Annotated in this window: 22 protein-coding genes; 17 read left to right on the top strand and 5 right to left on the bottom strand. The window is 72.6% G+C overall.

All coding sequences use genetic code 11. The features are described 5' to 3' along the window. The first annotated feature begins 60 nt into the window (after window positions 1-60). Window positions 61-795 carry an SOS response-associated peptidase gene (locus tag AC1DUE_RS11970; protein WP_477039646.1) on the top strand — a complete coding sequence of 245 codons (735 nt, stop codon included), beginning with the start codon at window positions 61-63 and terminating at the stop codon, window positions 793-795. A gap of 6 nt (window positions 796-801) precedes the next feature. On the opposite strand, the gene AC1DUE_RS11965 is transcribed toward AC1DUE_RS11970, so the two are convergent. The 3 genes from AC1DUE_RS11965 to AC1DUE_RS11955 form a co-directional block, all read right to left on the bottom strand. Then, window positions 802-1,383, bottom strand: a complete 582-nt coding sequence (locus AC1DUE_RS11965; RefSeq protein WP_477039645.1) for a DUF2867 domain-containing protein — start codon at window positions 1,381-1,383, stop codon at window positions 802-804. Between the two features lie 103 nt (window positions 1,384-1,486). Continuing rightward, a complete protein-coding gene (locus AC1DUE_RS11960) occupies window positions 1,487-2,560 on the bottom strand; it encodes an adenylate/guanylate cyclase domain-containing protein (RefSeq protein ID WP_477039644.1) in 1,074 nt (357 codons plus the stop codon). 14 nt (window positions 2,561-2,574) lie between these two features. Next, window positions 2,575-3,450 carry a biotin--[acetyl-CoA-carboxylase] ligase gene (locus tag AC1DUE_RS11955; RefSeq protein ID WP_477039643.1) on the bottom strand — a complete coding sequence of 292 codons (876 nt, stop codon included), beginning with the start codon at window positions 3,448-3,450 and terminating at the stop codon, window positions 2,575-2,577. Window positions 3,451-3,554: 104 nt separating this feature from the next. Between AC1DUE_RS11955 and AC1DUE_RS11950 the strand changes: the two genes are divergently transcribed. From AC1DUE_RS11950 to AC1DUE_RS11935, 4 genes are all read left to right on the top strand, one after another. Further along, window positions 3,555-5,150, top strand: a complete 1,596-nt coding sequence (locus AC1DUE_RS11950; protein WP_477039642.1) for an acyl-CoA carboxylase subunit beta — start codon at window positions 3,555-3,557, stop codon at window positions 5,148-5,150. Then, the gene (locus tag AC1DUE_RS11945) at window positions 5,147-5,695 is read left to right on the top strand and encodes a hypothetical protein (RefSeq protein WP_477039641.1); all 549 of its coding nucleotides are present in this window, start codon (window positions 5,147-5,149) and stop codon (window positions 5,693-5,695) included. Before AC1DUE_RS11950 ends, AC1DUE_RS11945 begins: the two co-directional genes overlap by 4 nt. After that, window positions 5,692-5,931: an acyl-CoA carboxylase subunit epsilon gene (locus AC1DUE_RS11940; protein WP_477039640.1), complete on the top strand. Its 240-nt coding sequence runs from the start codon at window positions 5,692-5,694 to the stop codon at window positions 5,929-5,931. Before AC1DUE_RS11945 ends, AC1DUE_RS11940 begins: the two co-directional genes overlap by 4 nt. A 71-nt stretch (window positions 5,932-6,002) precedes the next feature. Next, a complete protein-coding gene (locus tag AC1DUE_RS11935; protein WP_477039654.1) occupies window positions 6,003-7,715 on the top strand; it encodes a DUF885 domain-containing protein in 1,713 nt (570 codons plus the stop codon). Between the two features lie 54 nt (window positions 7,716-7,769). On the opposite strand, the gene AC1DUE_RS11930 is transcribed toward AC1DUE_RS11935, so the two are convergent. After that, window positions 7,770-8,486: a vitamin K epoxide reductase family protein gene (locus tag AC1DUE_RS11930; RefSeq protein ID WP_477039639.1), complete on the bottom strand. Its 717-nt coding sequence runs from the start codon at window positions 8,484-8,486 to the stop codon at window positions 7,770-7,772. Between the two features lie 218 nt (window positions 8,487-8,704). On the opposite strand from AC1DUE_RS11930, the gene AC1DUE_RS11925 reads away from it, so the two are divergent. The 9 genes from AC1DUE_RS11925 to AC1DUE_RS11885 all read left to right on the top strand — a co-directional run bounded on the left by AC1DUE_RS11925 (window position 8,705) and on the right by AC1DUE_RS11885 (window position 19,094). Beyond that, window positions 8,705-10,114, top strand: coding sequence for a LacI family DNA-binding transcriptional regulator (locus tag AC1DUE_RS11925; RefSeq protein WP_477039638.1), 1,410 nt, complete (start codon window positions 8,705-8,707; stop codon window positions 10,112-10,114). A gap of 36 nt (window positions 10,115-10,150) precedes the next feature. Next, window positions 10,151-10,792 carry a Maf family protein gene (locus tag AC1DUE_RS11920; RefSeq protein ID WP_477039637.1) on the top strand — a complete coding sequence of 214 codons (642 nt, stop codon included), beginning with the start codon at window positions 10,151-10,153 and terminating at the stop codon, window positions 10,790-10,792. Between the two features lie 165 nt (window positions 10,793-10,957). Further along, window positions 10,958-12,757, top strand: a complete 1,800-nt coding sequence (locus AC1DUE_RS11915) for an acetyl/propionyl/methylcrotonyl-CoA carboxylase subunit alpha (protein WP_477039636.1) — start codon at window positions 10,958-10,960, stop codon at window positions 12,755-12,757. A gap of 8 nt (window positions 12,758-12,765) precedes the next feature. After that, a complete protein-coding gene (locus AC1DUE_RS11910) occupies window positions 12,766-13,251 on the top strand; it encodes an NUDIX domain-containing protein (RefSeq protein WP_477039635.1) in 486 nt (161 codons plus the stop codon). Between the two features lie 114 nt (window positions 13,252-13,365). After that, complete coding sequence (gene efeU / locus AC1DUE_RS11905; protein WP_477039634.1) at window positions 13,366-14,241, top strand: iron uptake transporter permease EfeU; 876 nt, start codon at window positions 13,366-13,368, stop codon at window positions 14,239-14,241. Window positions 14,242-14,272: 31 nt separating this feature from the next. Continuing rightward, window positions 14,273-15,478 (top strand): iron uptake system protein EfeO, encoded by a 1,206-nt coding sequence (gene efeO / locus AC1DUE_RS11900; protein WP_477039633.1) that lies wholly within the window; start codon window positions 14,273-14,275, stop codon window positions 15,476-15,478. Window positions 15,479-15,492: 14 nt separating this feature from the next. Beyond that, on the top strand, window positions 15,493-16,890 hold the full coding sequence (efeB, locus tag AC1DUE_RS11895) for an iron uptake transporter deferrochelatase/peroxidase subunit (protein WP_477039632.1): 1,398 nt from the start codon (window positions 15,493-15,495) through the stop codon (window positions 16,888-16,890). Window positions 16,891-16,912: 22 nt separating this feature from the next. Further along, window positions 16,913-18,850: an endonuclease/exonuclease/phosphatase family protein gene (locus tag AC1DUE_RS11890; protein ID WP_477039631.1), complete on the top strand. Its 1,938-nt coding sequence runs from the start codon at window positions 16,913-16,915 to the stop codon at window positions 18,848-18,850. Window positions 18,851-18,911: 61 nt separating this feature from the next. Then, window positions 18,912-19,094 (top strand): hypothetical protein, encoded by a 183-nt coding sequence (locus AC1DUE_RS11885; RefSeq protein WP_477039630.1) that lies wholly within the window; start codon window positions 18,912-18,914, stop codon window positions 19,092-19,094. Window positions 19,095-19,193: 99 nt separating this feature from the next. On the opposite strand, the gene AC1DUE_RS11880 is transcribed toward AC1DUE_RS11885, so the two are convergent. Beyond that, a complete protein-coding gene (locus AC1DUE_RS11880) occupies window positions 19,194-20,645 on the bottom strand; it encodes an NAD(P)H-quinone dehydrogenase (protein WP_477039629.1) in 1,452 nt (483 codons plus the stop codon). Window positions 20,646-20,689: 44 nt separating this feature from the next. Between AC1DUE_RS11880 and AC1DUE_RS11875 the strand changes: the two genes are divergently transcribed. The 3 genes from AC1DUE_RS11875 to deoC are packed head-to-tail and all read left to right on the top strand — an operon-like array spanning window position 20,690 to window position 24,438. Continuing rightward, complete coding sequence (locus AC1DUE_RS11875) at window positions 20,690-21,520, top strand: purine-nucleoside phosphorylase (protein ID WP_477039628.1); 831 nt, start codon at window positions 20,690-20,692, stop codon at window positions 21,518-21,520. A 37-nt stretch (window positions 21,521-21,557) separates the two neighbouring features. Continuing rightward, window positions 21,558-23,411, top strand: coding sequence for a phospho-sugar mutase (locus tag AC1DUE_RS11870; RefSeq protein ID WP_477039627.1), 1,854 nt, complete (start codon window positions 21,558-21,560; stop codon window positions 23,409-23,411). A 37-nt stretch (window positions 23,412-23,448) separates the two neighbouring features. Further along, the gene (gene deoC, locus AC1DUE_RS11865) at window positions 23,449-24,438 is read left to right on the top strand and encodes a deoxyribose-phosphate aldolase (protein ID WP_477039626.1); all 990 of its coding nucleotides are present in this window, start codon (window positions 23,449-23,451) and stop codon (window positions 24,436-24,438) included. Window positions 24,439-24,441: the final 3 nt, after the last annotated feature.

The following is a 24,441-nucleotide window of genomic DNA, read 5'->3' as shown; positions in this document are numbered from 1 at the left end:
CGTTGGCCATCGTTTCTCGTCGCCAGGCGGTATGTGGGTGCGGGCTGGCAGGCTGGGCGCATGTGCGGTCGATACGCCTCCTTCCGGGAGGACCAGGCACTTGCCGACGAGTTCGCCATCGCGACGATCGCCGACGACGTGCGCCTGCTGGGTCCGTCGTGGAACGTCGCGCCCACCGACGGCGTGCGGATGGTCGTCGAACGGGCCGACAAGCAGACGGGCGAGATCACGCGCCAGCTCCGCGTCGCGCGCTGGGGCCTGGTCCCGTCGTGGGCCAAGGACATCTCTGTGGGCAGCCGGATGATCAACGCGCGCGTCGAGTCGATCGCGGACAAGCCCGCGTTCGCGCGACCGTTCGCGGCCCGGCGTGCGCTCCTGCCGGCCGACGGGTACTTCGAGTGGAAGAAGCCGTCACCCGAGTCCGCCAGCAAGCGCAAGCAGCCCTACTACCTGCACCCCGCGGACGGGGACGTCGTCGCCCTGGCGGGGCTGTACGAGTTCTGGAAGGACCCGAGCAAGGCCGACGACGACCCCGAACGGTGGGTGGTCAGCGCGACCGTCATCACGCGACCGGCGTCCGAGGAGCTCGCGCACATCCACGACCGGCAGCCGCTGATGCTCCGGCCCGAGGCGTGGGACGCGTGGCTCGACCCGGCGGTCGGCGCCGACGAGGCCGCCAAGCTGCTCGAGGCACCCGCGCCGGACATCGTCGCGACGCCGGTCTCCACGGCGGTCGGGTCGGTGGCCAACAACAGCCCGGCCCTGGTGGACGAGGTGCCGCTCGAGGAGGGCTGACCCACCTCAGAGCGGGGTCGTCGCCCAACGGCGACCGATCGCGCGCAGCATCCGCGGGTACACGACGACCCGGCGCAGCGGTGCGATGAGGGCCATGTAGACCCGGCCCGCCCGTCCGTTCGGCCGCACCAGCGCGGTCATCTGCGCGCGGTAGACACCGGCGTCGTCGCACACCCAGCCCAGGTGCAGGAGCGCGTGCACGGTGCTGTTCGCCGTCTCGGCGACCCACTCGTCGTGGGTCTGGAACACGGACGTGAACGGCAGGACCTTCGAGTCCGGGCCACGCGGTCCCGCGGCCAGGTCGGCGGGCAGCCGCTCCCGCACGGAACGCACGCGACCACCGACGCCGTTGTCGGGCGCGTCCCAGCCGAACCACGCGCCGAGCTTCCAGCGGGCCGCGAACAGGAAGCCGACCACACCGCCCCGGACGGACGACCCGTCGCCGCCGGCGAACCCCTGGACGAGCCGGTCGAGGTCGTCGGGACCGCCGGGCGTCGGCAGCTCCCAGACGTCCTCCACCTCGAAGTCCGGGGCGACCTCGTGCAGCCGCCAGGGACGGTCCAGGTACTCCGAGCTCGGGAGCCTCATGCGCTCGCCCCTCGTCGACGGTCCGGTTCCTCGACCGTAGCGACGACGGTGATGACGTGGGTCGCAGCCTCAGCAGATCCTCAGCAGGACAGCGGCCGCGTTCTCAGGGCGCCGAGTGGAGCCGCACCGGCGTGACCGTGCCGATGCCGGCCAGCCTGCGCGGCGGGCGGGGCTCGAGCACGAAGCGCGCATCGGTCGAGAGCACCTGCGCCGTGTCCTCGTCGACCAGGACGGTGGACGGGTCGGCGATGTCGGTGAGCCGTGCCGCGAGGTTCACGTGCGGTCCGAAGACGTCGCCGAACCGCGACAGGACGCGACCCCAGACGAGCCCGACCCGCACCGGAGTCACACCGCGCGCGCCCTCGAACAGGCCGCCGGTGGTGGTCTCCCGGTCGACGTCGAGCTCCTTGCCCAGGGCGTCCGCCAGCCGCAACCCGATCGCGGCACCGGTGGCCGCGTCGTCGGCGACGAACAGGACGGCGTCGCCGATGGTCTTGACCACGCGACCGCCTCCGGCCGAGACGATGTCCCGGGCGGCGGTCTCGAACCGCTGGACGAACTGCGACAGGTCGGTGGAACCCAGCCCGGCGGTGCGGCGCGTGAACGAGACCATGTCGGCGAAGCCGACGGCGCGGGCGAGGGGCAGGGCGGTCCGGTCGGGACCCGGGGCGCGCAGCTCGCCGAACTCGGCGGCGTACCGGCCCGCGATCGCGGCGAGCTGGCGGCGGTAGGAGTGGACCAACTGCGCCTCGAGCACGGGCGCCAGCGCGCCGAGCCGGTCCAGCACGAGCAGCCGCGCGGACGTGTCGTCGAGCTCGTAGCGGTCGGCCATGTCCTCGACGAGCGCCTCGACCTGCCAGAGGGCGAGGCGGTCGGACGTGTGCCCGAGCGCGCGCGTGACGGTGATGACGGTCCGCAGGTCCAGGCCGTAGTCGCGGACCAGCTCCGCCGCCCGGTCGACGGCCTCGGCGTCACGCTCCGTGTAGACCTTGTCGTCCGAGCCGGCGTGCGGCAGCCCCATCGTGGTCCAGAAGCCGTGGACGATCTCGACGTCGATCTTGGCGCGCTCCGCCAGGTCCCGGGCGCTGAGCGTGCGGGGCCCGCCGAGCAGCTCGGCGTCCAGCTCCCCCACCGTCGACTCGAGGAAGTCGAGGTCCTGCGATCGATCGTCGGGCACGGGTCGAGGGTAGTTCACCCAGCCGTGCGAACGTGGCGCACATCACCCGCGAGCACGTGGTGCTCGGTCCCGTCCTGCGCGACGACGACCAGCCCGCCGTCGTCGGCGAGCCGCGCGGCCACACCCTCGACCGACGACCCGCCGGGCAGCTCGACCCGCACGGTGTCCCCGAGCGTGGCGCACACGCGCGCGACCTCGTCGGCGAGCCCGGACGCGGTCGCGTCCCCGCCGGAGTCGCGCCATCGGCGGGCCACCTCGAGCTGGGCGTCGACCAGCGCGACGAGCATCCCCTCGCGGTCCACGTGCTGCGCACCGGCCAGCGCGAGCGACGTCGCGCTGGGCACCGGGAGCTCGTCGGCGGTCTGGGAGACGTTGATCCCGATCCCGATGACGACGGCCGGGCTGCCTCCGTCGCCCAGGGGCACCACCTCGGCGAGGATGCCGCCGATCTTGCGCACGGCACCCCAGCCCTCGACCTCGGTGTCGGCGGGGACGAGCAGGTCGTTGGGCCACTTGAGCACGGCCGGCACGCCGGCGGTGGCCCGCAGCGCGTTGACGGCACCGAGCCCGGCGAGCAGCCCGAGCCAGCCGAGCGACGACGTGGGGATCTGCGGCCGGACCACGAAGCTGCAGGTCAACGACGTACCGGCCGGCGTCTCCCAGGAGCGGCCGGCACGACCGCGACCACCGGCCTGGTGCTCGGCGACCAGGACGCTGCCGTCGGGCCAGGAGGCCGGGTCGGCGCGGAGGTCGGCGACGACGGACGAGTTCGTCGATGCCGTCACGTCGACGATCTCCACACGCGCGAGCGGTCCGTGCGGCGCGAGCAGGAGCGACCGGAGCTCGTCGGCGCGAAGGACGGGGCGGGGCTCGGGACCAGGCGCTGTCATGGCGCCCATCCTGTCGCGCGTTGTGGGAACCCGACACCCCGACGCGACGAACACCGTGATGCGCCTGCACGTGCATGGAGGCAATCGACAACTAGCCTCGTCGGGTGACTGACATCAAGGACACTGCGGCACCGCGCACCACCGCCGGCAAGCTCGCGGATCTCGAGGCGCGGTACGAGGCGCAGGCCGAGGCCGAGCAGAGCGGACGCGACAAGCAGCACGCGCGCGGCAAGCGGTCCGCCCGCGAGCGCATCGAGCAGCTCCTCGACGAGGACTCGTTCACCGAGCTCGACGCGTTCGTGCAGCACCGGTCCGTGAACTTCGGCCTGGACAAGAAGAAGGTCGCCGGCGACGGGGTGGTCGTCGGGCACGGCACGATCGACGGCCGCCCGGTGTGCATCTACTCGCAGGACTTCACGGTCTTCGGCGGGAGCCTCGGCGAGGTGCACGGCGAGAAGATCACCAAGGTCATGGACCTCGCGCTGCGCACGGGCGTGCCGCTCATCGGCATCAGCGACGGCGGCGGGGCGCGCATCCAGGAGGGCGTCGCGGCCCTCACCCAGTTCGCGGAGATCTTCCGGCGCAACGTGGCGGCGTCCGGCGTGATCCCGCAGATCAGCCTCATCCTCGGCCCGTCCGCCGGCGGCGCGGTGTACTCCCCCGCGCTGACCGACTTCATCGTCATGGCCGACGGCTCGTCCAACATGTTCATCACCGGCCCGGACGTCATCCGCGCCGTCACGGGCGAGGACGTGGGCTTCGAGGAGCTGGGCGGCGCGACCACGCACAACACGCGGTCCGGCGTCGCGCACTACATGGGTTCCGACGAGGACGACGCGTTCGACTACGTCCGCGCGCTGCTGACCTACCTGCCGCAGAACAACCTCACCGACCCGTGGACCTTCGACCACGTCTCGGACCTGTCGATCTCCGAGGACGACGAGTCCCTGGACTCGCTGCTGCCCGACTCGGACAACCAGCCGTACGACATGCGGACGGTCGTCGAGCACGTCCTGGACGACGGTGTACTTCTCGAGGTCATGCCGTTGTACGCCCAGAACGTGCTCATCGGCTTCGGGCACGTCGAAGGCCACCCCGTGGGGATCGTCGCCAACCAGCCCATGTCCATGGCCGGCACGCTCGACATCAACGCCGCCGAGAAGGCCGCCCGCTTCGTGCGCACCTGCGACGCGTTCAACATCCCGGTGCTGACGTTCGTCGACGTCCCGGGCTTCCTGCCGGGCACCGACCAGGAGTGGAACGGCATCATCCGGCGCGGCGCGAAGCTCATCTACGCCTACGCCGAGGCCACCGTCCCGCTCGTCACCGTCATCACCCGCAAGGCGTACGGTGGCGCGTACATCGTCATGGGGTCCAAGCAGCTCGGCGCCGACGTCAACCTCGCCTGGCCCACGGCGCAGATCGCCGTCATGGGGGCCGGTGGTGCGGTGAACATCCTGCAGCGCGGAGCCCTCAAGAAGGTGGCCGACGCCGAGGGTGACGTCGAGGCCGAGCGCCGGCGCCTGACGGCGGAGTACGAGGAGGCCATCGTGAACCCGTGGGACGCTGCCCAGCGCGGCTACGTCGACGCGGTGATCGCCCCGAGCAAGACCCGCGCCGAGGTCACCAAGGCCCTGCGCCTGCTGCGCACCAAACGGGCATCGCTGCCCCCGAAGAAGCACGGGAACATCCCCCTATGAGCGAGCACGACGACCACGACCACGCTGCGCACGGACCGGCGCCCCTCGAAGGGGTGGACGCCGCCGACCTGCACGCCGCCGTCGACCAGCTGGCCGCCGCCCTGCACGGGTACGTGGACACCGCCGTCGGCGTCCGGGCCGAGTTCGGCTCGACCGAGGCCGACGAGGACCCGCGCATCCTCGCGATCGAGTCGGAGATCGGCAGCCTCAACGCCCGCATCTACGACCTGCTGCACGAGCGCCTCGGCCTGCACGCCGACCTCACCGGCATGTCGTGGGGCGACGAGGACGAGGGCGACGCGGACGGCCTGCCCGAGCCGCTCGAGGTCGACACGTTCCACCTCGGCTTCCTGATCGGCCCCCCGGTCGGGACGTCCGACCTCTCGCTCGACTCGGTGCTCGACCTCGTCGAGCAGGGCGGTTCCGAGCTGGCCGGCCGGCTCGTCGAGGCCGGGTTCGTCGTCGACGGGTGGGGCGCGTCCCGTGGCGCACCGTTCGACTTCGACGAGGACGACGTCGACGACGAGCCGGACGACGACGCGTGAGCGACTCCTCCGACAGCACCCAGATGCAGGTCGTGCGGGGCACCCCGGACGACGTCGAGCTCGCAGCGCTCGTCGCGGGCCTCATGGCCGCGGCGTCGGAGCGCGCGATGCACGCCGAGACGGCGGCCGACAAGGTCTCCGCTCCGTGGGCGGACCGCCGCCGGACGATGCGGGGCGTCCGCGACGACGTGCTGCGCCCAGGTCCGGACGCCTGGCGCTGGAGCCTGCGCGCCTGACCGCGCGAGGTACGCCCACGCGCTGAACGCCTGCGGCATGCCGTACCGGCAAGTACGCTCGCGCCGTGATGATGACGCCGGGGTCAGCCGAACGCGCGAGCACGCCCATCGACCGGATCGCCGAGTCCTACCTCACGCGGTACGCCGTCCTGGACCCGCTCGCAGCGACCGCCATCGGCATCTCCGGCCACGACCACCAGATGACCGACTTCTCGCCCGCGGCCCTCGACGAGCGCGTCGCGCTGGCCCGCACGACGCTGGAGTCGCTGGAGGACCAGACCCCGGTCGACACGGTGGACGAGCTGACGCTCGCCGCGATGCGCGAGCGCCTGGGCCTGGCGATCGAGCTGCACGACGCGGGCGAGGAGCACCGCTACCTGAACAACATCGCCTCGCCGGTCCAGAACCTGCGCGACATCTTCGACGTGATGCCCACGGACACCGTGGAGGGCTGGTCGAACATCGCCGCCCGCCTGAACGCCATGCCCTTCGCGATCGACGGCTACATCGAGTCGCTGCGGCTCGGCGCCAGCCTCTCCGGGGTCGCACCCGCGCGCCAGGTCGAGGAGGCCGCCCGGCAGTCCGCCGAGCTGGCCGACCCGCAGGAGTCGTTCTTCACCACGTTCATCACCGGCGAGCTCGTCGACTCGGTCCTCGACGAGTCGGCCGCGTGCTCGCTGGTGCGCGCCGAGCTCGAGCACGGCGCGGCGGCCGCCCGGCAGGCCTACGGGACGCTCGCGGCCTTCCTGCGCGACGAGCTCGCACCGCTGGCGCCCGCGTCGGACGCGGCCGGCCGGGAGCGGTACGCCCTGTGGTCGCGGCAGTTCCTGGGCGCCACGGTCGACCTCGACGAGACGTACCAGTGGGGGCTCGAGGAGCTCGCGCGGGTGGTCGCGGAGCAGGAGGCCGTCGCCGCGCAGATCGCCGGGCCGGGCGCGACGGTCGCGGACGCGGTCGCGGTGCTCGACGCCGACCCGTCCCGCCTGCTGACCGGCACGGACGCGCTCCAGGCCTGGATGCAGGAGACCGCCGACGCGGCGATCGAGGCGCTCGACGGCGCGCACTTCGACATCCCCGACGAGCTGCGGCGCCTGGAGTGCCGGATCGCGCCCACCCAGAACGGTGGCATCTACTACACGCCGCCGAGCGACGACTTCAGCCGACCGGGCCGCATGTGGTGGTCCGTGCCGCCCGAGGTCACCACGTTCAACACCTGGCGCGAGAAGACGACGGTCTACCACGAGGGCGTCCCGGGCCATCACCTGCAGATCGGCCAGGCGGTCTACGAGCGCGCGACGCTCAACCGCTGGCGCCGGCTCGCGTGCTGGACCTCCGGGTACGGCGAGGGCTGGGCGCTCTACAGCGAGCGGCTCATGGCGGATCTCGGGTTCCTCGACGACCCGGGCGACCACCTCGGCATGCTCGACGGCCAGCGCATGCGCGCGGCTCGCGTCGTGTTCGACCTCGGCGTCCACCTCGGCCTGCCCGCTCCGCAGGAGTGGGGCGGCGGCACGTGGGACGCCGACAAGGGCTGGGAGTTCCTCAAGGCCAACGTGAACATGCCCGAGGCCTTCATCCGGTTCGAGTGGAACCGGTACCTGGGCTGGCCGGGGCAGGCGCCGTCGTACAAGATCGGCCAGCGCCTCTGGGAGCAGACGCGGGACGAGGCGGCCGCCAAGGCCGCCGCCGCGGGCGAGGAGTTCGACATCCGTGCGTTCCACGCCCGCGCGCTCGGCATGGGCTCGCTGCCGCTGGACGTGCTGAAGCAGGCGTTCTCGGCCTGAGACGGGTCGGTGGGCCGGTGGCGACGATGCCACCGGCCCCACGCGTCGGTCGGGTCAGGCGAAGAGCAGCGACCCGTACTTCAGCACGATCGCCGCAGCCATCAGGATGATGATTGCCGCCGTGACGAACCAGTCGCTGCCGTGGTCGACGAACCGCCGTGCGCCCGCGCCGATGTCGATCACGCCGTCGCGGATGTTGATGCGGGTCAGGCCGGCCCAGACGAGCGTCGTCGTGACCGTGATCAGCAGGCACCAGGGGCACAGGGCGCCGATGACGAAGTACGACTGGGCGAAGAGCCACCAGGCGAAGACGAACCCGACGGTGTAGATCGCCTGCGCGGTGAGCATGTACCAGCGCGGGAAGATCACGCCGCCGAGCATCGCCACCGCGATCGTGATCACGACGGACTCGGCAGCGATCCCCAGGAACGCGTTCGGGAAGAACTCGCCCAGCAGGTGCGCCTGCCACTCCTTGGCCACCTTGCCGCAGTCGATCACCTGGTTGACGGTGCAGCTGAGGTTGGCGTTCGGGTCGGCTGCGAGCTTGAGCGCGTCGATCGACAGGACGAAGGACGCCAGCAGCCCGAGCGCGCCGGAGATCACCATCTCGATCGCGGTCCGGCGACGCCACGCCGGGGTCGGCGGCTCGCGCAGGTCGGGATCGGGGTCGACCCAGTCGTCGAGGTCGTCGTCGATCTCGTCGAGGTCGGTCTCCGGGTCGTGGACGCCGTCGTCCAGCCCCTTCGACGACGCTCGCGTCCCGTCAGCCATCTGTTCTCCTCGCGCCGTCGGGCCGGCGTCCTGGCCGGCCCGCTCGGGCCGGCGGTACCGCCCGCCGTGACCCGACCACTGCGCCATCCATTCTGCCCTGCGCACCTGTGGCTGCGGACCGGGTCGGAAGTCCTGTCCGTTATTCCACTTGACCGGTACAGACGATGAGCGCTACTTTATCGGTATAGAACACCAATGAGAGCGAGGACACCATGTCGATGGACGGACCCCAGCTCGGGCTCCTCTTCGGACCACCCGCCACCTACCAGGAGGCGCACAGCGCCCACCCCACCGCACCCGTCGTCGTGGTGCGGCGGTGCGGCGGCGCCGCCGCACAGGCGAGCGCCGGCCGCCCGCCGCCCGCACCCGGCGGTCCGTCGCCGGCGTGCTGCACCACCTCGCGGACGCGATCGCACCCTCGTCGGCACCCCGGAGCGGCGCAGCGGCGCAGTGACGAGCAGGACGAGCGGCACGGCGACGCAGTGACGAGCGCCTGGGCGACCTACCCTGTCCCGCATGGAGCGGAACAGGGTGTCGTCGCGCGCGTGCCCGTGGACGGTGGTGCTCCCGTGGCGCGCGTGACCCTGCAGACCATCGCGGACCGCGTCGGCGTGAGCCGCATGACGGTCTCCAACGCGTTCTCGCGTCCCGACCAGCTGTCGGCCGAGATGCGGCGCACGATCCTCGACGCCGCCGCGGACCTCGGCTACGTCGGCCCCGACCCGTCCGCGCGCGCCCTGGCCCGCGGCACGACCGGCGCGGTCGGTGTGCTGCTCACCGAGTCCGTCGGTGCGGCGTTCCGCGACCCGATCGCCGCCGCGTTCTTCGGCGCGGTCGCCGAGGAGCTCGCCCCCACCGGCATGGCGGTCGTGCTGCTGCCGGCGACCGGCGCCGAGGGCATGATCCCGGCACGCGACATCCCGATGGACGCCGCCCTCGTCTACGGCTGCGCGGCCGACTACCCCGCCGTCGACTGGCTCGTGCGTCGCAAGCTGCCGCTCGTGTTCGTCGACGGCGACCCGCGGCCCGGCTCGGCCAGCGTGATCCTCGACGAGCGGGAGGGCGCGCGCCTGGCCGCACAGCACCTGCTCGACCTCGGTCACCGTCGGGTCGCCACGCTCACGATGAACGTCGAGGTCCCCCCGGGCTGGGCTCCCGACATCACGACCGCGGCGAGCGGGTTCGTCGCGCGCGAACGCCAGCTCGGCTGGGTCGAGACCTTGACCGCGGGCGGCGTGACCCCGGTGACGTACGAGGTCGTCGACAACGTGGAGCCGCACATCTCCGAGGGCGCCCGCGAGATGCTCGCCGGCGACGACCCGCCCACGGCGGTGCTCTGCTTCTCCGACCTGATGGCGGCGGCCGTCGTGCACGCCGCCGAGCAGCGCGGCCTGCGCGTGCCCGAGGACCTCTCGGTGGTCGGGTACGACGACGCCCCGCTCGCCCGCCGCATGCGTCCGACCCTGACCACGGTCCGCCAGGACTTCGAGGCGAAGGGCAAGGCCGCCGCCGGTGCCCTCACGCACTCGATCGCCCGCGACCGCGCCGGTGACGCCCCCGACTCGGCGCAGCACATGATCCCGGTGACCCTCGTCGTCCGAGACAGCACGGCACCTCCGCCGAACTAGAGCCGGGCCGCCGCCGGGCCCGTAGGCTCGCGTCCCGTGACCCGTCTGCTGCTCGCCTCCGCCTCGCCCGCCCGTCGCGCCACGCTCGTGGCCGCGGGGATCGACCCGCTGGTCGCCGTCTCGAACCTCGACGAGGTGGCCGCGCTGGCCGCCGCGCAGAGCCGGTTCGGCGCCCTCGAGCCCGCGGACGCGGTGCTGCTGCTGGCGCAGGCCAAGGTCGAGGACGTGTCGCGGAACCTGCCCGAGGAGCTCGAGGACGCGGACGACCTGCTGCTGCTCGGCTGCGACTCGATGCTCGAGCTGGACGGCGAGATCCACGGCAAGCCGGCGGACGCGGACGCTGCGAGGAACCGGTGGCGGGCCATGCGCGGCCGCACCGGCGTCCTGCACACCGGGCACTGGCTGATGGACGAGCGCGCGACGCCGACGATGCTCGGCGCGACCTCGTCGACGACCGTGACGTTCGCGGACCTGTCCGACGCGGAGATCGACGCCTACGTCGCGACGGGCGAACCGCTCGCGGTGGCCGGCGCGTTCACGATCGACGGGCTCGGTGGATCCTTCGTCGAGCGCATCGAGGGCGACCACCACGGGGTGGTCGGGATCAGCCTGCCGCTGCTCCGATCGCTCCTCGGAGAGGTCGGCGTGACCATCCCGGACCTCTGGCGCACCGCCTGATTCTTGTCCGGAGCCGACAAACGCCGGCGTGCAGCGCGTACGTCAGACCGCGGTCATCGTCGGATCCCTACAAAAACGCACCTGTGAGCCTGGCCGGTTCCCCAATCTTGCCGAGGCACACGCTCCGGGCGCGAGGCGCGGCCCCCCTCCGCGTTACGGTGAGCCGTGCCCGTCATCTCCAAGGTCCTCATCGCCAACCGCGGTGAGATCGCCGTCCGCATCGCCCGTGCCTGTCGCGACGCGTCGATCGGCTCCGTCGCCGTCTACGCCGACACCGACCGGGAGGCGGTGCACGTGCGCATCGCCGACGAGGCGTTCGCGCTCGGAGGTTCCCGCGCGGCCGAGACGTACCTCGACATCTCCAAGCTGCTCGACGTCGCCCGCCGTTCCGGCGCGGACGCCGTGCACCCGGGCTACGGCTTCCTCGCCGAGAACGCCGCGTTCGCGCAGGCCGTGATCGACGCCGGGCTCACCTGGATCGGTCCCCCGCCGTCGGCCATCGAGTCGCTCGGCGACAAGGTGAGCGCGCGGCACATCGCGCAGCGCGCCGGCGCACCCCTGGTCGCCGGCACCCCCGACCCCGTCCAGGGCGTCGCCGAGATCCACGCGTTCGCGCACCTGCACGGCATGCCGATCGCGATCAAGGCGGCCTTCGGCGGCGGCGGCCGCGGCCTCAAGGTCGCCCGCAGCGTCGACGAGATCGACGAGATGTTCGAGTCCGCCGTCCGCGAGGCCGTCGCCGCGTTCGGTCGCGGAGAGTGCTTCGTCGAGCGGTACCTCGACCGCCCCCGGCACGTGGAGACGCAGTGCCTCGCCGACGAGCACGGCACGGTCGTCGTCGTCTCGACGCGTGACTGCTCCCTGCAGCGCCGCCACCAGAAGCTGGTCGAGGAGGCGCCCGCGCCGTTCCTGACCGACGCGCAGAACGAGCAGCTCGTGGAGTCGTCCAAGGCGATCCTGCGCGAGGCGGGCTACGTCGGCGCCGGCACCTGCGAGTTCCTCGTCGCGGCCGACGGCACGATCTCGTTCCTCGAGGTCAACACCCGCCTGCAGGTCGAGCACCCGGTGACCGAGGAGGTCAGCGGCATCGACCTGGTCCGCGAGCAGCTGCGGATCGCGGCCGGCGAGCCGCTCGGCTACGACCGCGTGCAGACCCGCGGGCACTCCATCGAGTTCCGCATCAACGGCGAGGACCCGTCCGCGGGCTTCCTGCCTGCCCCCGGCAAGATCACGACGCTGCGGCTCCCCACGGGCCCCGGCGTCCGCGTCGACTCCGGGGTTGTCGAAGGAGACAGCGTCTCCGGCCTGTTCGACTCGATGATCGCCAAGCTCATCGTCACCGGTGCGGACCGGCCGCAGGCCCTGGCCCGCGCCCGCCGCGCGCTCGCCGAGCTCGAGGTCGTGGGCATCCCGACCGTCGTGCCGTTCCACCGGGCCGTGCTGGACGCCAAGGCGTTCGCCCCGGCGGACCCGGACGAGGCGTTCACCGTGCACACGCGCTGGATCGAGACCGAGTTCGCGGAGACCGTCGCCGCGCTCGGCGCGTCCGCACCGGCACAGCCGACCGAGGAGGACGAGGAGCCCGCCGCGCTCGAGCGGGTCGTCGTCGAGGTCGGCGGCAAGCGCATCGAGGTCGTCCTGCCCGCAGCGCTGGCCCTGGGCCGCGCGATGTCGGGTTCCGGCCGTGGCTCGGCGGGCCCCGGCGCCCGTCGGCCCGTGCGTCGCGCCGCCCGGACCAGCTCCTCGAACGGCACCACGCTCGCCTCGCCGATGCAGGGCACGATCGTCAAGGTCGCCGTCGCCGAGGGCGCGCAGGTGGCCGAGGGTGACCTCGTCGTCGTGCTCGAGGCCATGAAGATGGAGCAGCCTCTCGTGGCGCATCGCGCCGGCACCGTGACGTCCCTGACCGCGGGCGTCGGGTCGAGCGTGAGCGCGGGCACGGCCATCTGCGAGATCGTCGGCTGACGCGCTCCGTGCTCCCGCCGCACCGCGAACGCCAGCCCGGCGACGGCTGGGTCGAGTGCGGCTGCGGTCTGCGGCACTGGGGCCTGTTCGGGGCCGCGGGCCTCCTGCTCGTTCGGCGCGACGACGACGGCCGCGCGATCGCGGTCGTCCTGCAGCACCGCGCCGAGTGGAGCCACCACGGCGGCACGTGGGGCATCCCCGGCGGCGCCCGGATGCCCGACGAGAGCGCCGCCGACGCCGCACTGCGCGAGGCGGCCGAGGAGGCCGGCATCGACCGTGTGAACGTGCGGCTGCGCGGGGAGTCGGTCCTGCAGCACCCGGACTGGTCCTACACGACCGTGATCGCCGACGAGCTGTTCCCCGTCGACCCGGCGGTCACGGACGCCGAGAGCATCGAGCTGCGGTGGGTCCCGGTCGACGAGGTCGCGACCCTGCCGTTGCTCCCCGCGTTCGCCGACGCCTGGCCGGACCTCCGGGACCGCCTCGACCGGTGACCGGTTTCACAGGGTCAAGAACCGGACCGATGTCGCACTAAGGACACCCTTAGGGGTATGGTCGCCGATCAGTGAGGTAAGCCTCTCCTCACGGTCCCCCGACGGAAGTTCACCATGGTCGCCAACTACCTCATCGGTCTGCGCGAGGGCCTCGAAGCCGCGCTGGTCGTCAGCATCCTCGTGGCGTACCTGGTGAAGTCCGAGCGCCGCGAGCAGCTGCCGGCCCTCTGGACCGGCGTGGCGGCAGCCATCCTGGTCGCCCTCGGCTTCGGCGCCCTGCTGACGTTCGGCCCGCAGGGGCTGTCGTTCGAGGCGCAGGAGGCCATCGGCGGGACGCTCTCGATCATCGCCGTCGGCCTGATCACCTGGATGATCTTCTGGATGGCCAAGACGGCCCGCCACATGAAGTCCGGCCTGCACCACAAGCTCGACGACGCGATCGGCGGCGGCCAGAAGGCCGTGTTCGTCGTCGCCCTGCTGGCCGTCGGGCGCGAGGGCCTGGAGACGGCGCTGTTCCTGTGGGCCGGTGCCCAGGCGACCAGCGGCAACGTCCCCGGCACCACCCCGAACGCCGCGCCGCTGATCGGCGCCGCCCTCGGCCTGGCGACCGCCGTGCTGCTCGGCTGGCTGGTCTACCGCGGCGCGCTCAAGCTCAACCTCCGCACGTTCTTCGCCTGGACCGGGCTGTTCCTCATCGTCGTCGCGGCCGGGGTGCTGTCCTACGGCGTCCACGACCTGCAGGAGGCCGGCATCCTGCCCGGCCTGAACAACCTCGCGTTCGACGTCTCCTCGACGGTCCCGCCGAGCAGCTGGTACGGCTCGCTGCTCAAGGGCGTCTTCAACTTCACTCCGGCGACCACCTGGCTCCAGGCCTTCGCGTGGATCGCCTACATCGTCCCGACGATGTACTTCTTCATCCGCACCACCTGGGGCCACGCACCGTCGCGCCCCGCAGCCACCGCTCCCGCGGTCACGGCCTCCGCCGCCTGAGCTCGTCGACACCCCGTCTCGAAGGAGACCCATGTCCCGCCGCCCTGTCCTGACCGCTGCCGCGCTGGCCGCGCTGGTGCTCCCGCTCGTCGCCGGCTGCGTCGCCAACGACACCGCGGGCTCGGGCCCGAGCGCGTCGTCGTCGGGGGTCCTCACCGTGAAGTCGACGGACGACGCGTGCGAGGTCTCGGCCGCCGAGGCCCCCTCCGGCACGGTGCAGTTCGCGGTCACCAACGCGGGCGACGACGTCACCGAGTTCTACCTGCTGGGCGACGACGGCCTGCGGGTCATCTCCGAGGTCGAGAACGTCGGCCCCGGCCTGTCGCGTGACCTCGTCGTCCAGGTCAAGCCGGGCACGTACTACACCGCGTGCAAGCCGGGCATGGTCGGCGACGGCATCCGGGCGGAGTTCACCGTCACCGACTCCGGCTCGGACGTAGGCCCGACGGGCGACACCGCCGACCAGATCTCCGCAGCCGAGGCCCAGTACGTCGCGTACGTGAAGGACCAGGTGGGCGCGCTCATCTCCGGCACGCAGGAGTTCGCCGACGCCTACACCTCGGGGGACGACGAGAAGGCGCGCAGCCTCTATGCCGACACCCGAGTGCACTGGGAGCGCATCGAGCCCGTCGCCGAGTCGTTCGGTGACCTCGACCCGCTGCTCGACCTGCGCGAGGCCGACGTCGAGGCCGGCACGCCCTGGAGCGGCTGGCACCTGATCGAGAAGGACCTCTGGCAGCCCGAGCCCGACGCCAACGGCGGCGTGGCCTACGTGCCGCTGACGCAGGAGCAGCGCGACGCGGCCGCGGCCGACCTCGTGAAGTACACGCAGCAGCTCGTCGACGAGGTCAACGCCCCCGACTTCACGTTCGAGGCCTTCCAGATCGCGAACGGCGCCAAGGAGCTCCTCGACGAGGTCGCGACCGGCAAGGTCACCGGCGAGGAGGAGATCTGGTCGCACACCGACCTCTGGGACTTCCAGTCCAACGTCGACGGTGCGCACGTCGGCTTCGAGGTGCTGGCCGACGTGGTCGAGGCGCAGGACCCGGACCTCGCCGACGAGCTCACCACGCGCTTCGCCGAGCTGCAGACCCTGCTCAGCGCGCAGGGCTCGATCGAGTCCGGCTTCACCTACTATGACGACCTGACGGACGCGCAGATCAAGGCGCTCGCCGCCGCGGTCGACGCCCTGGCCGAGCCGCTCTCGCAGCTCACCGCCACCGTCACCAGCAGCTGATCCCTAGGAGTCATGTGTCCGCCCCCACGGACCCGCACGACACCCCGGAGGAGTCCTCAGCCCAGTCCGACAGCCCCCGCCTCTCGCGGCGCGGGTTCCTCGGGCTGGGCGGAGGGCTCGCCGTCGGCCTCGCCGCCGCCACCGGCTTCGGCGTCGGCCGGGCGACGGCACCCTCTCCCGCGGCCACGGCCTCCGGGTCGCCCGGCACGTACCCGTTCACGGGCGTCCACCAGGCCGGCATCGTCACGCCCGCCCAGGACCGGCTCTACCTGGCCGCCTTCGACCTGACGACGACGTCGCGCGACGACCTGATCACGCTGCTGCGCACCTGGACGACGATCGCCGCACGCCTCACGCAGGGACTCTCGGCGGGGCCGTTCGGTCCGGCGTCGGGGCCTTACAACGCGCCGCCGGACGACACGGGCGAGGCCGCCGACCTGCTGCCCGCGGGCCTGACCATCACGTTCGGCTTCGGCCGCTCGATGTTCGTCGGGACCCCGTCGGCCGACGGCACGCCCGGCGAGGACCGGTTCGGGCTCGCCGACCGGCTGCCGGAGGGCCTGGTCGACCTGCCGCACTTCGCCGCCGACGACCTGGACCCCGCACGCAGCGACGGCGACATCGTCGTGCAGGCGTGCGCCGACGACCCCCAGATCGCCGTGCACGCGATCCGCAACCTGTCCCGTGCGGCGTTCGGCACGGCGACGATCCGCTGGACTCAGCTCGGCTACGGGCGCACGTCCTCGACGAGCACCGCCCAGCTCACGCCGCGCAACCTGTTCGGGTTCAAGGACGGCACCGCGAACGTGAAGGCGGAGGAGACCTCGGACCTCCAGGAGCACGTCTGGGTGCCCGGCTCCGCGCTGACGCCTCCGACGCAGTGGCTCGCCGGGGGCTCATTCCTGGTCGCGCGACGCATCCGCATGCGCATCGAGACGTGGGACCGCACCTCGCTCGGCGAGCAGGAGGGCCTGGTCGGTCGGACCAAGGGCGCCGGTGCGCCGCTGTCCGGGGGCACCGAGTTCACCGAGCCCGACTTCACGGCCAAGGGCGGCGACGGCAAGCCACTGATCGCCGTCGACTCGCACGTGCGCCTGGCCCACCCCAGCGAGAACAAGGGCGTGCGGATGCTGCGCCGCGGCTACAACTTCACCGACGGCAACGACAGCCTCGGCCGGCTGGACGCGGGGCTGTTCTTCCTCGCGTTCGTCACGGACCCGCGCACGCACTACATCCCGATGCAGACGGCCCTGTCGAGCAACGACGGCCTGATGGAGTACCTCACGCACACCGCGTCGGGGCTCTACGCGGTCCCTCCCGGGCTGCCTGACGGATCGCTCGTCGTCGGCTCCGACGGCACGCCCGTGACCACCGACGACAGCCCGTACGTCGGCCAGGCGCTGTTCGCGTAGTCGCAGCGGTACTCTGCCGCGCGTGACGACTGAGCAACCGGCGCGCACCCCCCTCGACGCCGGCACACCCACCCGGGTGTGGCTCGTCGCGCTCCTGACGGTCATGGCCCTGGAGATGGTCCGGGCCAGCGGGCCGCTGCTGGACCGGGCGTTCGCGGTGAGCACCGTCGACGCGGCGCTCGCCTCGCTCGGCTCCTACGCCGGGGCCGGGGTCGTCGCGGCCCTCGTGCTGGTCCTCGGCCGGTGCCTGTCCGGCACCCCGGACGCCCGCTCGATGCTGCTCGGCTCGGCGGTGCTCGCCGTCCTGCGGATCGTCCTGCAGGGTCTCGACGGGATCGCGCTGAACGTCGTCGGCCTCGTCACCGTCGCGGTGGCAGTCGGGGTGCTGTGCCTCGGCGTCGCGTTCGTCGCGGGTCGGCCGTCGGGCGGTCGGCAGGCCGCCGTCGGGCTCGTCCTCGGGTGCGGGCTGTCCGTCGGGCTCCAGCTCCTGCTGGGCACCTGGGACGCGCTGTGGCAGCCGGGCTGGTCCGGGTGGATCGTCGCCGTCCTGCTCGGCCTGTCCGTGCTCGGCACCGCCCGCGGCCTCGCGGCGTTCACCACAGTGGAGACCCAGCCGACCGGCCGCCCGCGTCGTCTCTGGGCCCTCGGCCCGTTCCTCGCGATCGCCGCGATGATCCTGGCCAACCCCGCCTTCGCCGCCTCGCAGTCGGGCACGTCGCTGCGCACCGCGGGGATCGTGCTGGTCGCCGCCAACTTCGTCGGCGCAGGCCTGCTGCTGCGACCGGCGCAGTGGTCGGCACCGTGGCGCGTGGGCGCAGCCGTGCTGGTCGTCGTCGGGGTCGCCGGCGCGCTCTGGATCACCGACTTCTGGGCGCTCGTGGCCATCGGCGTGCTCCTGGTGTCCGTCGGCGTCGTGCTCGCGGCGGCCCTGAGCGCCCACCGGCCCGCGCCCCGTGGCATCCCGCGGACCGCGGCCGCGACGCTCGTCGTCGGCGTGCTGACCATCGCCCCGCTGCTCGTCTACATGCTCGACTACGACCTCCCGCTCGGCGTCGACAACGTGTGGGTCCTCGTCCTGACCGCGCTCGCGCTCGCGCTGTCCGGCCTGCGCCGACGGACCCCGCTTGCCGGCCCGTCCGACCGCCTCCCCCGCAGCATGGCCTCGGTCCGGCTCCTGCTCCTGCCCGCGCTCGTGCTCGCCGCCATCGGCCTCGTCGCCCTCTCCACGCCCACCGTGCCCGACCGCGCCACCGACGACACCGTGACGATCGTCGACTGGAACCTGCACTACGGCGTCTCGCCCGTCACCGGCGTCGACCTCGAGGCCATCGCGCAGACGATCGAGGCGCAGGACCCCTCGGTGGTCACCCTGCAGGAGGTCGAGCGAGGCTGGATCTTCGGCGGCGGCGCCGACATGGCCACGTGGCTGTCGCGACGGCTGAACATGACGATCCACTTCGCGCCCGCCGCCGACCGGCAGTTCGGCAACGCGGTGCTGTCGCGGTCGGCCCTCACCGACGTGGCGATCCACGACCTGCCCTACGGCGACGGCCCCCAGAACCGCTCGGCCCTGGCCACGACGCTCACCACCGCCTCGGGGGTGTCGCTGCGCGTGACGTCGGTCCACCTGCAGCACCGCGCCGAGAACACGCCGACGAGGCTCGAGCAGCTGTCCGCGCTCGCGGAGGCCGAGCCGGTGACGCCGCCGGCCCTGCTCGCCGGCGACTTCAACGCCACGCCCGGCTCCCCCGAGATCACGTTCCTGACCGATGCCGGCTGGGTCTCAGCCGTGGACGCCGCCGGCGACCCGTCGTCACTGACGTCGACCAGCACCGACCCCAGCGAACGCATCGACTGGATCTTCGGCCAGGGCGTCACGTTCGAGTCCGCCAAGGTCCTGCCCGGCCAGACGGAGTCCGACCACCTCCCGGTGGTCGCCCGCCTCACGCCCGGCGGGTGACCCGCCCCGTCGACTCGCGGACCACCAGGTCGACGCCCGCGTCTGCGTCACCGTCGACGACGTGCCCGTCGACGCACGGGTCGTCGTCCGGGTCGGCGCCGACCATGGGCTCGCCGCCAATGACGTGGCCGGCGCCCGCTTCGCGGTGCTCGCCCGTGCGCAGATCTCCACGTCACGCGTGCTGGAGGTCGCGACGTCGGACGCGCCGCTGCCTACCGGTGCCGGCCGAGCGAGAACAACCTGAACAGCGTTATAGGACGGCTTGACGCGCACAACGTTGTTCTCGATCGCGGGAACGGACCGCTCGGCTGGCTTCGGGCCGGTATTCGTTGGTCGCTCCGGCTCAGTCCTCGATGCGGTGGTGGAGGATGCGCGCGACCTCGGCGATCGTGCCCGAGTACGACGGGTAGACCGTGGACGTCTCGGCGATCTGGTCGGTGGTGAGGCGGTAGTTGACCGCCATGGTGAGCGGGAAGATCGACTCGCTGGCACGCGGGCCCACGATGACGGCGCCGACGACGACGCCCGATCCCGCGTGGGCGAAGATCTTGATGAAGCCGTCGCGCACGCCGAGCATCTTGGCGCGCGGGTTGCGGGCGAGCGGCAGCATGCTGACCGAGTACTTGATGCCGCGTTCCTGCATCGTGGCCTCGGAGAACCCCACGGTCGCGATCTCCGGCAGCGTGAAGATGTTCGACGACACCCCCCGCAGCGACAGCGGCGCGACGGCGTCGCCGAGCGCGTGCGCCATGGCCAGGCGCCCCTGCATGGCCGCGACGGACGCGAGCGGCAGGACCCCGGTGACGTCGCCGGCGGCGTACACGCCCCGGACGTTGGTGCGCGAGACCTTGTCGACATCGATGTGCCCGGACGGCGTCAGGCGGACGCCCGCCTCCTCGAGGCCGAGGCCGTGCGACGTCGGGATCGAGCCGACGGCGAACAGGACGTGCGAGCCCTCGACGACGCGCCCGTCGGCCAGGGTCACCTCGACCCCGTCGGCGGTCCGCACCGCCTTGGAGGCGCGCGACTGGGACATCACCGTCATGCCGCGGGTCTTGAAGACGTCCTCGAGCAGCTGGGCGGCGTCGGCGTCCTCGCCGGGCAGGACGCGGTCGCGGCTGGAGACGAGCACGACCTCGGCGCCGAGCGAGGTGTACGCGCCGGCGAACTCGGCGCCGGTGACGCCGGAGCCGACGACGATCAGCTTCTTCGGCAGCTCGGGCAGGTCGTACAGCTGGGTCCACGTGAGGATGCGCTCGCCGTCGGGCTTCGCCTCGGGGAGCATCCGCGGGGTGGCGCCGGTCGCGATCAGGACGGCGTCGGCGTCGAGCGTCAGGTCGTCGGCACCCTCGGGGGTGGAGACGAGCACGCGCGACGGCCCGTCGAGGCGGCCGTGGCCGAGGACGATCCGCACGCCCTCGCGCTCGAGCCGGGCCCGGATGTCCGCGGACTGCGCGGCCGCGAGCGCCTTGACGCGGGTGTTGACGGCGGCGAGGTCGATACGGTGCCGCAGGTCGTCGAGGCCGGGGGCGTCGAGGGCGGTGCCGTCGAGCCGGATGCCCAGCTCGGGTGCGCGGTCCGCGATGGTCATCCACTCGGCGGTCGCGATCAGCGTCTTGGACGGCACGACGTCGGTCAGGACCGCGGCCCCGCCGAGCCCCACGGCCTCGACCACCGTGACGTCGGCGCCGAGCCGTCGACCGACCAGTGCCGCCTCGTACCCGCCCGGTCCGCCGCCGATGATGACGACGCGAGGGTTGGCCGATTCCTGCGCAGGGGTGCTCACAGGAAACATTCTGCCGCTCTGGTCCGGACCGGCCAGCGGGTTAGCCTTCGATCATGAGCGACGTCACATCTCTGGACGACCCGGCCACCGACCCGTTCGAGGTCGCGCGGGCCGCTGCGGGCTACATCGCACGGACGACAGGGGTGCCGACGCACGACGTCGCCCTCGTGCTCGGCTCGGGCTGGGGCGGGGCCGCGGACCTGCTGGGCGAGACCGTGGCGGAGCTGGCCAGCCACGAGGTGCCGGGGTTCTCCACGCCCGCCGTGGTGGGTCACGTGGGCACGATCCGCTCGATTCGCATCGAAGGAACGGACCGGCATGCGCTCGTCCTGGGCAGCCGCACGCACCTGTACGAGGGCCGCGGCGTGCGTCGCGTCGTCCACGGCGTGCGGACCGCGGCCGCCGCGGGCGCGACGACGGTCGTGCTCACCAACGGGTGCGGCGGGCTGAACCTCGGCTGGGGCCCGGGCACACCCGTGCTGATCAGCGACCACATCAACCTCACGGCAACCTCGCCGCTGGAGGGCGCGACGTTCGTCGACCTCACCGACCTGTACTCGCCGCGGCTCCGGGCGATCGCGCGCGAGGTCGACCCGACCCTCGACGAGGGCGTCTACGTGCAGTTCCCCGGGCCGCACTACGAGACGCCCGCCGAGGTGAAGATGGCCGGTGTCGTCGGCGGCGACCTGGTCGGCATGTCGACGAGCCTGGAGGCCATCGCGGCCCGGCACGCGGGGCTGGAGATCCTGGGCATCTCGCTGGTGACCAACCTCGCGGCCGGGATCAGCCCCATCCCGCTGTCTCACACCGAGGTGATCGAGGCGGGCGTCGCGGCGGGCCCGCGGATCAGCGCGCTGCTGGCCCAGATCGTCCGCCGGCTCTGAATGAGCGCACGCCCGCAGGCGTGAGTAGTTTGGGCCCATGACCGGCGACGATGCGTGGGCAGACCTCCGGACGCGCGTGCAGGCATGGATCGAGGACGACCCGGATCCCCAGACGGCGGACGAGCTCCGTGCCCTCCTGACCCTGGCGGACGCGCAGACCACGGACAGCCGCGAGCCCGACCCGACGCAGCGCCAGGCGATCGATGCCCGCCGCGAGGCCCGGGCAGAGCTGGCCGACCGGTTCAGCGGTCTGCTGCAGTTCGGCACCGCCGGTCTGCGGGGGCGGCTCGGCGGCGGTCCGCACCGGATGAACCGCGCGGTCGTCATCCGCGCCGCGTCCGGCCTCGCGGACTACCTGCTGGGGGAGCTGGACGGGGTCCACCCGCGCCCGCGTGTGGTCATCGGGTACGACGCGCGCCACAAGTCGGTGGACTTCGCGCGAGACTCGGCGGCCGTGCTCACCGCCGTGGGCATCGAGGTGCTGGTGCTGCCGGAGAGCCTGCCCACCCCGGTGCTGGCCTTCGCGGTGCGGCACCTCGACGCCGACGCGGGGATCATGGTCACCGCGTCGCACAACCCCCGCGAGGACAACGGCTACAAGGTCTACCTCGGCGGCCGGGTGGTCACCGACTCGGGCCAGGGCTCCCAGATCGTTCCGCCCGCCGACGCCGCGATCGCGGCCGAGATCGCGCACGTCCCGTCCGTCGCGTCGGTCCCGCGGTCCACCAACGGCTGGACGATGCTCGGCTTCGACGTGCTCGACGCGTACGTGGACGCCGTCGTCGCCCTCGCGCCGACCGACGAGGCCAGCCGGGCGGCCGCCGGGAACCTCAAGATCGTGCTCACGCCGCTGCACGGGGTCGGCGGCGAGGTGGCGCAGCGGGTGCTCACGCAGGCCGGGTTCCGGCACCTGCTCGTGGTGCCCGAGCAGTTCGAGCCCAACCCGGACTTCCCCTCGATCGCGTTCCCGAACCCCGAGGAACCCGGCGCCATCGACATGGCCACCGGCCTGGCCAGCGACGAGGGCGCCGACATCGTCATCGCGCTCGACCCGGACGCGGACCGGTGCGCGGTCGCCGTGCAGGACCCCCGGCACCGCAGCCACCGCGGCCCGGACACCGCGGAGGCCGAGGGCTGGCGCATGCTGCACGGCGACGAGACCGGCGCGCTGCTCGGCACCGCGATGGCCGCCCGCTGGCTCGGTTCGGACGCGGACCCCGACTCGACGACGCCGACGTTCGCCAGCTCGATCGTCTCGTCGCGACTGCTGGGCAAGATCGCCGCGTCCGCAGGCCTGGGCTACGCGCAGACGCTCACGGGCTTCAAGTGGATCTCCCGCGTCGAGCACCTCGGCTTCGGGTACGAGGAGGCGCTCGGCTACTGCGTCGACCCGGCGCACGTGCGCGACAAGGACGGCATCTCCGCGGCGCTGCTCATGGCGGGGCTGGCGGCCCGGCTGCACGCCGAGGGACGCACCCTGATCGACGCGCTCGACGACATCGCGCGCACCCACGGCCTGCACCTCACCGACCAGGTGTCCGCCCGGTTCACCGACCAGGACCAGATCCTGCCGCTGGTGCACGACATCAAGCGGACTCCCCCGCGCAGCCTCGGCGGGTCGCGCGTGACCGACGTGGTGGACCTGGCCGCCGGGACCGAGGACGACCGCGACGGCCTGCCGCCCACCGAGGGCCTGCGGCTGCTCACGGAGGACGGGACGCGCGTCGTGGTGCGTCCCAGCGGCACGGAGCCGAAGATCAAGGCCTACCTCGAGGTGATCCAGCCCGTCGGGTCGCACGCCGACGGCAAGGCCCTCGGCCACGCGCGCGACGAGGCTCGCAAGCGCCTGGACGCCGTGGCCGTGGACATCCGGGTCTCACTGGGCATCTAGGTGCGCTCGTCGCCCCCGGGTGAGCGAAGATGAATCCATGACCGGCACCCAGATCGCCCCGACGGACCGCGCGCTCGCGCTCATCGGCGGTGAGGCGACCGACGCGAACCTCCGCCGCTACCTCCACGGCATCCCAGGGGTCGACGCGGTCGGCCTCCAGCAGAGGGCCGCGGGCCTGGGCACCCGGTCGATCAAGACGACCTCGAAGGCGTGGGCGCTCGACCGGATCATCGGGCTCATCGACCTCACCACGCTCGAGGGTGCGGACACGCGCGGCAAGGTGCGGTCCCTCGTCGCGAAGGCCATGACGCCCGACCCGTCCGACCCGACCTGCCCGCGCGTGGCCGCGGTCTGCGTCTACGGCGACATGGTCCCGCACGCCGTCGAGGCGCTCGGTGCCGCGCACGGCGAGATCGCCGTCGCCGCCGTGGCCACGGCCTTCCCGAGCGGGCGGGCGTCGCGCTCGATCAAGCTGGAGGACACCGCCGACGCGGTCGCCGCGGGCGCCGACGAGATCGACATGGTCATCGACCGCGGCGCGTTCCTGGCAGGGCGCTACGGCGAGGTCTACGACGAGATCGTCGCCGTGAAGGAGGCCTGCCGACGAGCCGACGGCACCTACGCGCACCTCAAGGTCATCCTCGAGACCGGCGAGCTGAACACCTACGACAACGTCCGCCGCGCGAGCTGGCTGGGCATCCTGGCCGGCGGCGACTTCATCAAGACCTCGACGGGCAAGGTCGCCCCCGCGGCCACCCTGCCCGTCACGCTGCTCATGCTCGAGGTGGTCCGCGACTGGCACCGGCTGACCGGCCTGCAGGTGGGCGTGAAGCCCGCGGGCGGCATCCGCGCCTCGAAGGACGCGATCAAGTACCTGGTGACCGTCGCCGAGACGGCGGGCGAGGAGTGGCTGTCGCCGCACCTGTTCCGGTTCGGCGCGTCCAGCCTGCTGAACGACGTGCTCCTGCAGCGCCAGAAGGTGGCGACCGGCCACTACTCCGGTCCCGACTACGTGACGATCGACTGAGGC

Source organism: Cellulomonas sp. P4_A2 (assembly GCF_056402515.1).
This window is presented reverse-complemented; position numbering and strand designations above follow the sequence as displayed.